We start from the raw sequence: 10635 nt of genomic DNA on the forward strand, positions 1-10635 counted from the left end.
CGCGCCGTGTGCGCGAGCGGCCCCGTCGCCGTACCAGCCGGGCAGGCCCCGGACCCCGCACCGCGGGGAAGGCCCCGGGCCCGTGATCCTCAGGCTCCGGTGATCTCCACCGCCGCCAGGTTCTTCTTGCCCCGGCGCAGCACGAGCCAGCGGCCGTGCAGCAGTTCGTCCGCCGCGGGCACGGCGTCCTCGCCCGCGACCTTCACGTTGTTCACGTAGGCGCCGCCCTCCTTGATGGTGCGGCGCGCGGCGGACTTGCTCGCGACCAGGCCCGTCTCGACCAGCAGGTCCACGACGCTCACGGGCTCGGCCACGACCGCCCGGGGCAGCTCGCCCAGCGCCGCCGCGAGCGTCGCCCCGTCCAGCCCGGCCAGCTCGCCCTGCCCGAAGAGCGCCCGCGAGGCCGCGACGACGGCCCGGGTCTGCGCCTCGCCGTGCACGAGCGTCGTCAGCTCCTCGGCCAGCGCCCGCTGCGCGGCCCGCGCCTGCGGCCGCTCGGCCGTGACGGCCTCCAGCTTCTCCAGCTCGGCGCGCGAGCGGAAGCTGAGGATGCGCGTGTACCGGCTGATGTCGCGGTCGTCCACGTTGAGCCAGAACTGGTAGAAGGCGTACGGCGTCGTCATCGACGGGTCGAGCCACACGGCCCCGCCCTCGGTCTTGCCGAACTTGGTGCCGTCCGCCTTCGTCATGAGCGGCGTGGCGAGCGCGTGCACCACGGCATCGGGCTCCACGCGGTGGATGAGGTCCACGCCCGCCGTGAGGTTCCCCCACTGGTCGCTGCCGCCCTGCTGGAGCACGCAGCCGTGCCGCCTGTACAGCTCCAGGAAGTCCATCGCCTGGAGCAGCTGGTAGCTGAACTCCGTGTACGAGATGCCCTGTTCGGACTCCAGACGGCGCGCCACGGACTCCTTGGTCAGCATCTTGTTGACGCGGAAGTGCTTGCCGACATCGCGCAGGAAGGCGATGGCGCTCAGCCCGGACGTCCAGTCGAGGTTGTTGACCATGCGCGCCGCGCTCGGCCCCTCGAAGTCGAGGAACGGCTCGATCTGCGCGCGCAGCCGGTCCACCCACTGGGCGATCGTCGCGGGGTCGTTGAGCGTGCGCTCGGCGGTCGGGCGCGGGTCGCCGATCTGCCCCGTGGCCCCGCCCACGAGGGCGAGCGGGCGGTGCCCGGCCTGCTGGAGGCGGCGCACCGTGAGGACCTGCACGAGGTGCCCGACGTGGAGCGAGGCGGCCGTCGGGTCGAAACCGCAATAGAAGGTGACCGGACCGTTCGCGAGCGCCTTGCGCAGGGCTTCCTCGTCGGTGGACTGGGCGAACAGCCCGCGCCACTTGAGGTCGTCGACGATGTCCGTCACGGTCGTGCACTCCTCGGCTTCGGTCGCGCGCGGACGGTGAGGGCCGCGCGCGGGATGGTCAGACCAGTGTATGGGGGACCCGCACACGTCCCGGCACCGGATTTCCCGCCCGGTGCGCGCCCGGCCCGCGCCTCCCGCCGCCACGAACTGTGGGAACCCCACCAATCGGCGCCGCACGTGCTGTGGGGGGCCGATTCGGCTGGTGCGCCCCGCTACCGATAGTTTCGAGCAGGACAAGTGCGGGACGAGACGGTCCCGGGGCCACCGCCGCGCGGCGGTGGCGGCCCGTATCCGTCTTGTCCGCTACCGACCACCGTCGAAAGGGTGATCCGTTGAGCCGCTCGGTTCTCGTCACCGGAGGCAACCGGGGCATCGGCCTCGCCATCGCCCAGGCATTCGCGGACGCCGGTGACCAGGTCGCCGTCACCTACCGTTCCGGGGAGCCGCCCGCCGGCTTCCTCGGCGTGAAGTGCGACATCACCGACGCCGAGCAGGTCGACCTGGCCTTCAAGGAGGTCGAGGAGAAGCAGGGCCCCGTGGAGGTGCTGGTGTGCAACGCCGGCGTCACCAAGGACCAGCTGCTGATGCGCATGTCCGAGGACGACTTCAGCTCGGTCGTGGACACCAACCTCACGGGCGCCTTCCGCGTCGTCAAGCGCGCCAACCGCGCGATGCTGCGGGCCCGCAAGGGCCGCGTCGTCCTGATCTCCTCCGTCGTAGGGCTCCTCGGCTCCGCCGGACAGGCCAACTACGCCGCCTCCAAGGCGGGGCTCGTCGGCTTCGCGCGCTCGCTCGCCCGGGAGCTGGGCTCGCGCAACATCACCTTCAACGTCGTGGCACCCGGTTTCGTCGACACCGACATGACCAAGGTGCTCAGCGAGGAGCAGCGCGCGGGGATCGTCGCGCAGGTGCCGCTCGGCCGCTACGCGCAGCCCGGGGAGATCGCCGCGACGGTGCGCTTCCTCGCCTCCGACGACGCCTCGTACATCACTGGAGCCGTCATCCCGGTTGACGGCGGATTGGGCATGGGTCACTGATCACATGAGCGGAATCCTCGCGGGCAAGCGCGTACTCGTCACGGGCGTCCTCACGGAGGGCTCGATCGCCTTCCACGCGGCCAAGGTCGCACAGGAGGAGGGCGCCGAGGTCGTCCTCACCGGCTTCGGCCGGCTGAGCCTCGTCGAGCGCATCGCGAAGCGCCTGCCCAAGCCCGCGCCCGTCATCGAGATGGACGTCACCAACAAGGAGCACCTGGACGCCCTCCCGGGCCGCATCCAGGAGCACTTCGGCGACGACGGCCACCTCGACGGCATCGTGCACTCGATCGCCTTCGGCCCCCAGCCGGTCTTCAACTTCCTGGAGGCGGAGTGGGAGGACGTCGCCACGGCCGTCCACGTCTCCGCGTACTCCCTCAAGGCCCTCACGATGGCCCTCCTGCCGCTCATGCCGCGCGGTGGCTCGGTCGTCGGCCTCACCTTCGACGCCACGATCGCCTGGCCGAAGTACGACTGGATGGGCGTCGCGAAGGCCGCCCTGGAGTCCACCAACCGCTACCTCGCCCGCGACCTCGGCGCGAAGAACGTGCGGTGCAACCTCATCTCCGCCGGTCCCATCAAGTCGATGGCCGCGAAGTCCATCCCGGGCTTCGAGGAACTGTCCGACGTGTGGAACACGCGCGCCCCGATCGGCTGGGAGATGTCCGACCCGGAGCCGGCCGGCCGCGGCGTCGTCGCGCTCCTCTCGGACTTCTTCCCGCGCACGACGGGCGAGATCGTCCACGTGGACGGCGGCGTCCACATGATGGGGGCCTGACCCCGCGCGGGACCGCCCCCGCCGCACCGAAGGGCGCCCTTACCCCGGCACGGGGGAGGGGCGCCCTTCGTATGTGCCGGGGCGGGCGTGCGCGTCCGCCGGGTGCGCGCGTCCGCCGGGTGCGCGCCGCGCGGGATCGCGGGTCCGGGGTGCGGGCTCGCGGGTCCGGGGTGCGCGGGTGCGTCCCCTCAGCCCCGCTCCGCCTGGGGCGCCCGGGCCGCCTCCCCGGCCTGTCCCGAACGTCCCGCCTGTCCCGCACGTCCCGACTGGGCCGCCGCCCGGGCCTCGCGCTCGGCGCGGTCGCCCTCACCGAGGAGCGCCGGGCGGCACATGTACGGGATGCCGCCCGCCTCGTTCGCCGCCGTCTCCGGGTCGCGCTCGACGATGGCGCGCAGCAGCGCGTGGTGGTCGAGGTCGTTCTGCGGGCTCATCTCGCCGATGTCCTCGCGCAGCCAGTCCCGCAGCACCTCGCCGAGGTCCGCGTACACCTCCGTGATCACGGTGTTGTGCGAGGCGGCGACGACCGCGAGGTGGAAGGTGGCGTCCGCGAGGACGAAGCTCTCCGCGTCGCCCGCCTTCCACGCGCTCTCGCGGCGCCCGAGCGCCTGCTCCAGGAGCCGCAGGTCCTTGTCCGTGCGCCGCTGCGCGGCGAGCCGCGCAGCCGTCGACTCCAGCGCCACGCGCAGTTCGGCGAAGTCGCGCGGATCGGCGGCGGCGAAGCGCCGCTGCATCACCCCGGCCAGCTCGCTCGTCGCGACGACGTACGTGCCCGAGCCCTGCCGGATGTCGAGCAGCCCGTTGTGCGCGAGCGCCCGTACCGCCTCGCGCACCGTGTTGCGGGCCACCCCGAGCTGCTCGACCAGCTCCGGCTCGGTCGGGATGCGCGTACCGACCGGCCACTCGCCCGAGGCGATCTGCGCCCGCAGCGCGGCGATGACCTGCTCGGAGAGCGCCGAGCGGCGGGGGGAAGACAGCGGCATGAGAGTCCTAGGAATCGAGGGCCGACGGGCGGGGGCGGGGCGTGCGGGAGATCACCAGTATGGGAGAGGCCGTGAGGCGGGACGCGACTGGACAAGTAAACATCCCATGATTCTATGATGGGGGCATGGCAGCTGAGGAAACCACCCCCGTGCGGTCGGCGACCGCACCGTCCCCCACCCCCGCGCCCCCCGCCGGGGCACCCTCCGGGGGACCGTCCCCCACCGCCCCGGTGAAGGGGCTCCTCGCCGTACTCATGCCGCTCGGGATCATCCTCGCCGCGCTCAACCTGCGCCCCGCGATCACGAGCCTCGGTTCGCTCCTGGAGGAGGTGCGCGACGGGCTCGGCATGAACGGGACCCTCGCCGGGCTGCTCACCTCCGTCCCGCCCTTCTGCTTCGCGCTCTTCGGCTTCCTCGCCCCGCGCCTGTCCCGGCGCTTCGGCGCGGGCACGGTCGTCTGCGGCGGCATGATCGCCATCACCGCCGGGCTCGTCGTCCGGCCGTTCGCCGGCGGCACGGCGGGCTTCCTCGCCGCGACGGTCCTCACCCTCGCGGGTATCGCGGTGAGCAACGTGCTCATGCCGGTCGTCGTCAAGAACTGGTTCCCCGACCGGGTCGGCAGCATGACCGGGCTCTACTCCATGGCCCTCGCGGTCGGCACCTCCCTCGCCGCCGCCGTCACGGTGCCGCTCAACGACGCCCTCGGCGGCGGCTGGAAGGGCGGCCTCGGCATCTGGGCCGTCCTCGGTGTCCTCGCCGTACTGCCCTGGGCCGCGCTCAGCCGCCACGGCCGCGCGGCGGAGCGCGCCGCGGCGGCGGGCCCGGCCGGGGACGGGCCGGGCGACACGCTCAACGTCGCCCGCAGCCGCACCGCCTGGTCCCTCGCCGTCTTCTTCGGCCTCCAGGCCACCGCCGCCTACATCACCATGGGCTGGATGCCGCAGATCTTCCGCGACGCGGGCATCTCGGCGGGGACCGCCGGCCTGCTCCTCGCGGTGATCATGGCGCTCGGCATCCCGCTCGCCTTCGTCATCCCGCGCGTCGCCACCCGGCTGCCGCAGCAGGGCCCGGTCGTCGTCGTCCTCGGCCTGTGCGGTCTCGGCGGCTACCTCGGCCTGGCCCTCGCGCCCGCGGGCGGGGCCTGGATCTGGGCGTTGCTCATCGGCCTCAGCAACTGCGCCTTCCCGCTCGCGCTCACGATGGTCGGCCTGCGCGCCCGCACCGGCCCCGGCGTCGTCAAGCTCTCCGCCTTCGCCCAGAGCGTCGGCTACCTCATCTCCATCCCGGGCCCGCTGCTCGTCGGCGTCCTCAACGACGTGACGGGCGGCTGGGGCGTCCCGATCCTCTTCATGGCCTGCCTCATGGTCCCGCAGATCATCGTGGGCACCCTGGCCGGCCGGAACCGCACGATCGAGGACGAACACCTCGCCCGGACGGCCTGACCGCACCCCTTCCGCCCGGGCGGGCGCCCTGCCCGGGGCCCCGGGCGGAAGGAGGCCGGAGAAGCCCCATAAACTGCGCACATGCCCGTGCTCGAACCCAATCCCCAAGGCGGCCAGAAGAAGCTCCTCCTGGTCTTCGGCGCGATGATCGGCATCACGGTGGTGATCGGCATCATCGCGAGCGTCCTCGCCTGACCCGGCCCGGACCGGACCAGAATCCGTTCCCCCTCGGCCTCCGGCCGCCGCGGCGTGCCCGTCCGGCGACTCTTCCCGCGCGGGCCGTACTCCGCGCGCGCGAAGGCGCGGGGCCACCACACCCGCCGCCCCCTGCCTCCTGCCTCCCGCGAGGGAATCCGTTCGACCGCTCCCCGGCCCTCCTCGGGGGCAACCCCTAATACTCCAGCAGCGGTTCGTGTCCTGAGCTGGTCTTTGTCGTTCTCCTGGTATGAGGGAGCTGGGTGAAGTAGCTGTATGGTCCGCGGAGTTGGAGGCTGTGTTCGCTCGGGTCGCGGGTCGGTTTGCTCGGGCGGATCTGCGGTGGCGGATGCGGGATTACGTTCGGGGTCTGCTGGCTCGTGTGGCGCGTAAGAACGGCTGGCAGCTCGCGGAGTGGGCGGGGCACCGTAGTCCTGACGGGTTCCAGCGGCTGCTGAACTCCAGCGTCTGGGATGCGGACGCGGTGCGGGACGATGTCCGCGAGTATGTGGCCGAGGTGCTCGGTGATGACGGGGTCCTGATCATCGATGACACCGGTTTCATCAAGAAGGGGATCACGTCGGCGGGTGTGGGCAGGCAGTACACCGGCACCTCGGGCAAGATCGACAATTGTCAGGTCGGGGTCTTCGCCGCCTACGCCACGTCTCGCGGACGTGCCCTGGTCGACCGGGAGCTGTATCTCCCGAAGGCGTGGACAGGGGATCGGGAACGCTGCCGGGCGGCGAAGGTTCCCGACGAGCGGGAGTTCGCGACCAAGGGTGAACTCGCGAGGGCGATGGTTACCCGGACGCTGGCCGCCGGTCTGCCGGCGCGGTGGGTGACGGCGGACGAGGCCTATGGGCAGGACTGGAAGTTCCGCCGCCTGCTGGAGGAACTCGATGTCGGTTACGTCGTCGCTGTTCCGAAGTCTCAGCAGGTCAAGAGCTTGACGGGGTTCTGGCGGATCGACGAGCTCATCGCCCAGGCGCCCCAGGATGCCTGGCAGCGGCTGTCCTGCGGCAACGGGGCCAAGGGCCCCAGGGTCTACGACTGGGCGAGCGCGAGACTGCCGTCGATCGCCCTCTTCGACGGCGACGAGTCAGCCCACCACCGATGGGTGCTGGCCCGGCGCAGCGTGGCACGGCCCGAGGAGACCGCCTACTACTTCGCCTACGCGCCCACGAGCACCACTGTCGCCGACCTGGTGCGGGCGGCCGGCACACGCTGGGCGATCGAGGAATGCTTCCAGGCGGCGAAGAACGAGTGCGGCCTGGACGAGTACGAGGTCCGCCGCTACGTCGGCTGGTACCGGCACATCACCCTGGCCATGCTCGCCCACGCCGTCCTGACCTCACTCGCAGCCCAAGCCGCCGACGAGCCCGAAAAAGGGGGCTTTGGAAACGAACCTCTCTCGCCCCGCTCACCGTGGCAGAAATCAGACGCCTCCTGGACACTCTCCTTCCCCGCCCCCGACCCCACCCCGACCCAGTCACCCACGCACTGAAGTGGTCAGCCTGGAGAAGACACCACCAAGCCACCGCCCGCCGCTGCCACTACCAAAAACGCAGCTCAGGACACGAACCGCTGCTGGAGTACTAAGGGTTCGGGCCGGAAAATATCAGGGTCGAGTGGGGGGTAAACCCGATAGGCGCGGGCGCCCGCGGCCCGTAGCGTCGTCGGTGAGGCGTCGGGGTCCCGGCGTCGCACGGCGACCGGGGGAGACGGTATGAGCACGCAGGTCCACAGCAGGGGCGAGCCCACCTCGTCCGCCCCGGCGCAGTCCCGGCTCCCGTGGTGGGCGCTCGTCCTGCCCACGCTCGCCTTCCTCGTCCTGCTCGCCCTCGTCGCGCAGCCCGCCCAGGCGCACGCGGCGGTCACCGCCCCGGGCCTCGCCGGTCTCCTCGACCGCTTCGGCGCCCTCCTCGGCGGCCTCTTCGGCTGAGCGGCGACGGTCCCTTGTCACTCCTGCGGGGGGAGTGCGCAACTCCCTCCGCAGGAGCGCCCCTTTCATGCGAAGCTGAGCCGTATGAGCGCCGCTGTCTCCTCCGGGGGGATGTCCGCCCCCGCTCCCGCCACCACCCGTAAGCTCGTCCTGCTGCGTCACGCGAAGGCCGACTGGCCCGAGGGCTCCGACCACGACCGACCGCTCGCCGAGCGGGGCCGTCAGGACGCCCCAGCGGTCGGCCGCAGACTCGCGGACCTGGGTATCGCCGCCGATCTCGCGCTGTGCTCCACCGCCCGCCGCACCCGCGAGACGTGGAAGCTCGCCGTCCCCGAACTCCCGGAGCGCCCGCGCACGGTCTACGAGGAGCGGATCTACGAGGCCGCCCCCGGCGCGCTGATCGAACTCCTCAACGAGGTGGACGACGAGGCCGCCACCGTCCTCCTCATCGGCCACAACCCCGGGGTCCAGGCCCTCACCGAGATCCTCGCCGGCAGCACCGAGGGCGAACGCGCGGCCCGCCTCAGCGGCCGTGACTTCCCCACCGCCGCCTTCTCGGTCCTGGAGTTCACGGGGACCTGGAAGTCACTGGAGCCGGGAGTCGCCACCCTCACCGACTACTGGGCCCCGCACGAGAGCTGAGCCCGCACGGGGGACCGGGGCCCCGGGCCGGGCGGTGAGGGCCGGGCCGCGATGTCCGTACGGGGCCCCGGTCGCCCGCGTTCGTGCGCGGCCGACCGGGGTCGCGGAACCCGGTTACGAAGCAGTCCCGGAAGTTGTCCGCCGCAGGAGATCCGCAGAGGCCACTTGTCCCAGTCACCCGGCGCGGTCACGGGACTTCGGCTACCCGGCCTCCGCCGAGCCCGGTCCCGCCTCGCTCCCGGCCCCGCGCCGGACACGCCCCCCGAGGGCCCCTCAGTCCGCCACCGCCCCGTCCGCCGCCTCGACCTCTTCCCGGGTGATCCCGAGGAGGTAGAGCACGGTGTCGAGGAAGGGCACGTTCACCGAGGTGTGTGCCGCTTCCCGCACCACCGGCTTCGCGTTGAAGGCGACGCCGAGTCCCGCCGTGTTGAGCATGTCGAGGTCGTTGGCCCCGTCGCCGATCGCGACGGTCTGCGCGAGCGGCACCCCCGCCTGCTCGGCGAACCGCCGCAGCAGCCGCGCCTTGCCCGCGCGGTCCACGATCTCGCCCGTGACCCGGCCGGTGAGCCTGCCGTCCACTATCTCCAGCGTGTTGGCGGCGGCGAAGTCGAGCCCGAGGCGTTCCCTCAGCTCGTCGGTGACCTGCGTGAAGCCCCCCGAGACCACGCCCACCTGGTAGCCGAGCCGTTTCAGCGTCCGGATCAGGGTGCGCGCGCCGGGCGTGAGGCGTACCTCCGCCCGTACCTTCTCGACCACCGAGGCGTCGAGCCCGGCGAGCAGCGCGACCCTCGCGTGCAGCGACTGCGCGAAGTCCAGCTCCCCGCGCATCGCCGACTCGGTGACCCGCGCCACCTCGGCCTCGCAGCCGGCGTGCGCGGCGAACAGCTCGATGACCTCGTCCTGGATGAGCGTCGAGTCGACGTCCATCACGACGAGTCGCTGCGCGCGCCGCTGGAGCCCGGCGGCGACCACGGCGATGTCCACGCCGAACTCTCCCGCGCGCGGCGCGAGCGCCGAGCGCAGGATGTCGGCGGGCACACCGGAGACCGCGAACTCCACCGCTGTCACGGGGTACTTGGCGAGCCGGAAGACGCGGTCGATGTTCGCGCCCGCTTCCGTGATACGCGCGGCGATCGCGGCGGTCGACTCGGCGGTCAGCGGGTTGCCCAGCACGGTCACGTGCGAACGCCCCGTGCCGCGCGGCCGGTTGTCGCCCGTACCGGAGATGATCTCCGCCGCGAGCCCCCAGGACTCCGCCCAGCCGTGGACCGTGGCCCGCAGCTCGCCGCCCTGCGCCCCGGGAGGCTCGCTCACGAGGGCGCACAGCACGATGCGGCCCCGCGTGACGACCTGTTCGATGTCCACGACGTCCACGCCGAAACCGGCGAGGGTGTCGAAGAGACCGGCCGTGAGGCCGGGGCGGTCCTTGCCGAAGATCTTGACGAGAAGAGTCGGCAGGTCCTCGGACGCCGACGCCGCAGACAGTGATGCGCTCATGGTGCCCCTACCGTATCGGCCCCCGCCCCGCCGAAGAACGCCGTCCCGCAGGCCGGACACCGCCCCCCGCCTCCCTCTCCGCGCCGCCCCCTCCCCTCCGTCCCCCGTTCCCCCGCGCTCCCCCCTCCGTTCTCCCGCGTTCCGCGCCTCGCCGCACCCGCCCGGCGTTCCCCGCTGCCGCTCCTCGCGCCGCCGTTACCGGGACGGAATCTCGTTCCGGCTTCCACCCCGGGGCCTCCGCCTGGGATAGTGCTGCCGCACGCCGAGCAGATCTTCCCCGGACGCGGACAGCGACAAGCCCGCGACGGGGTCATGGGGGACACGGACATATGGGGCTCGCGGTACCGGCACACGTACTGGAACTCGACGGCAGGACCTGGACGCTCGATCCGGCCAGGACATACACGGTGGGACGTGATCCACAGGCGGACATCGTCGCCGAGGACGCCAGGATCTCCTGGCGCCACGCGACCCTCGCCTGGACGGCCTCCGGCTGGACGATCGAGGACGGCGGCAGCACCAACGGCACCTTCGCCGAGGGCCGCCGAGTCACCCGCGCGGTCCTCGCCCCCGGCACCGTGATCCACCTCGGCAACGCGAGCGACGGCCCCCGCCTCAGCGCCCGCCCCGCCGAGCAGCCCGCCGACGCGCCGCAGGACCGCCCCGCGCCGCAGCCGCGGGACGGCTCCGCCGAGCACGCGCCGGCCCCGCACCCCGCCCAGTGGCCGCCCCTGCGGCCCGCGGGGGAGCGGCCCGCGGGGGAGCGG

At 72.6% G+C, this 10635-nt stretch carries 11 protein-coding genes; 8 read left to right on the top strand and 3 right to left on the bottom strand.

The annotated features are described in order from the left end of the window. Nucleotides 1-89: 89 nt before the first annotated feature. Nucleotides 90-1358 (bottom strand): tyrosine--tRNA ligase, encoded by a 1269-nt coding sequence (gene tyrS / locus SSBG_RS24120; protein ID WP_008748685.1) that lies wholly within the window; start codon nt 1356-1358, stop codon nt 90-92. Nucleotides 1359-1690: 332 nt separating this feature from the next. Between tyrS and fabG the strand changes: the two genes are divergently transcribed. Then, complete coding sequence (gene fabG, locus SSBG_RS24125; protein WP_008748686.1) at nt 1691-2395, top strand: 3-oxoacyl-[acyl-carrier-protein] reductase; 705 nt, start codon at nt 1691-1693, stop codon at nt 2393-2395. 4 nt (nt 2396-2399) lie between these two features. Continuing rightward, a complete protein-coding gene (gene fabI / locus SSBG_RS24130) occupies nt 2400-3170 on the top strand; it encodes an enoyl-ACP reductase FabI (protein ID WP_008748687.1) in 771 nt (256 codons plus the stop codon). Between the two features lie 188 nt (nt 3171-3358). Here fabI and SSBG_RS24135 read toward each other — a convergent pair whose 3' ends face one another. Further along, on the bottom strand, nt 3359-4150 hold the full coding sequence (locus tag SSBG_RS24135) for a FadR/GntR family transcriptional regulator (protein WP_008748688.1): 792 nt from the start codon (nt 4148-4150) through the stop codon (nt 3359-3361). 125 nt (nt 4151-4275) lie between these two features. Here SSBG_RS24135 and SSBG_RS24140 point away from each other — a divergent pair, with 125 nt between their 5' ends. From SSBG_RS24140 to SSBG_RS24155, 5 genes are all read left to right on the top strand, one after another. Then, complete coding sequence (locus SSBG_RS24140) at nt 4276-5592, top strand: CynX/NimT family MFS transporter (RefSeq protein WP_037870525.1); 1317 nt, start codon at nt 4276-4278, stop codon at nt 5590-5592. Nucleotides 5593-5673: 81 nt separating this feature from the next. After that, nucleotides 5674-5787 carry an SGM_5486 family transporter-associated protein gene (locus SSBG_RS35475; protein WP_267880270.1) on the top strand — a complete coding sequence of 38 codons (114 nt, stop codon included), beginning with the start codon at nt 5674-5676 and terminating at the stop codon, nt 5785-5787. A gap of 250 nt (nt 5788-6037) precedes the next feature. Beyond that, nucleotides 6038-7291: an IS701 family transposase gene (locus tag SSBG_RS24145; protein ID WP_037869003.1), complete on the top strand. Its 1254-nt coding sequence runs from the start codon at nt 6038-6040 to the stop codon at nt 7289-7291. 222 nt (nt 7292-7513) lie between these two features. Beyond that, the gene (locus tag SSBG_RS24150; RefSeq protein WP_008748690.1) at nt 7514-7729 is read left to right on the top strand and encodes a hypothetical protein; all 216 of its coding nucleotides are present in this window, start codon (nt 7514-7516) and stop codon (nt 7727-7729) included. Nucleotides 7730-7813: 84 nt separating this feature from the next. Beyond that, nucleotides 7814-8371, top strand: a complete 558-nt coding sequence (locus SSBG_RS24155) for a SixA phosphatase family protein (protein WP_037870527.1) — start codon at nt 7814-7816, stop codon at nt 8369-8371. Nucleotides 8372-8644: 273 nt separating this feature from the next. Here the strand turns inward: SSBG_RS24155 and serB are convergent, their stop codons facing one another. Next, nucleotides 8645-9868: a phosphoserine phosphatase SerB gene (serB, locus tag SSBG_RS24160; RefSeq protein ID WP_008748692.1), complete on the bottom strand. Its 1224-nt coding sequence runs from the start codon at nt 9866-9868 to the stop codon at nt 8645-8647. Nucleotides 9869-10197: 329 nt separating this feature from the next. On the opposite strand from serB, the gene SSBG_RS24165 reads away from it, so the two are divergent. Beyond that, a partial coding sequence (locus tag SSBG_RS24165; protein WP_037870528.1) for an FHA domain-containing protein occupies nt 10198-10635 on the top strand: 438 nt, incomplete at its 3' end.

This window comes from Streptomyces sp. SPB074 (genome assembly GCF_000154905.1).
Taxonomy (GTDB): Bacteria; Actinomycetota; Actinomycetes; order Streptomycetales; family Streptomycetaceae; genus Streptomyces.

Bases quoted from the DNA above. Each gene is read 5' to 3' on its own strand.
- fabI (WP_008748687.1), top strand. From the start codon at position 2,400: ATGAGCGGAATCCTCGCGGGCAAGCGCGTACTCGTCACGGGCGTCCTC.
- SSBG_RS24135 (WP_008748688.1), bottom strand. From the start codon at position 4,150: ATGCCGCTGTCTTCCCCCCGCCGCTCGGCGCTCTCCGAGCAGGTCATC.
- SSBG_RS24140 (WP_037870525.1), top strand. From the start codon at position 4,276: ATGGCAGCTGAGGAAACCACCCCCGTGCGGTCGGCGACCGCACCGTCC.
- SSBG_RS35475 (WP_267880270.1), top strand. From the start codon at position 5,674: ATGCCCGTGCTCGAACCCAATCCCCAAGGCGGCCAGAAGAAGCTCCTC.
- SSBG_RS24145 (WP_037869003.1), top strand. From the start codon at position 6,038: ATGAGGGAGCTGGGTGAAGTAGCTGTATGGTCCGCGGAGTTGGAGGCT.
- SSBG_RS24150 (WP_008748690.1), top strand. From the start codon at position 7,514: ATGAGCACGCAGGTCCACAGCAGGGGCGAGCCCACCTCGTCCGCCCCG.
- SSBG_RS24155 (WP_037870527.1), top strand. From the start codon at position 7,814: ATGAGCGCCGCTGTCTCCTCCGGGGGGATGTCCGCCCCCGCTCCCGCC.
- serB (WP_008748692.1), bottom strand. From the start codon at position 9,868: ATGAGCGCATCACTGTCTGCGGCGTCGGCGTCCGAGGACCTGCCGACT.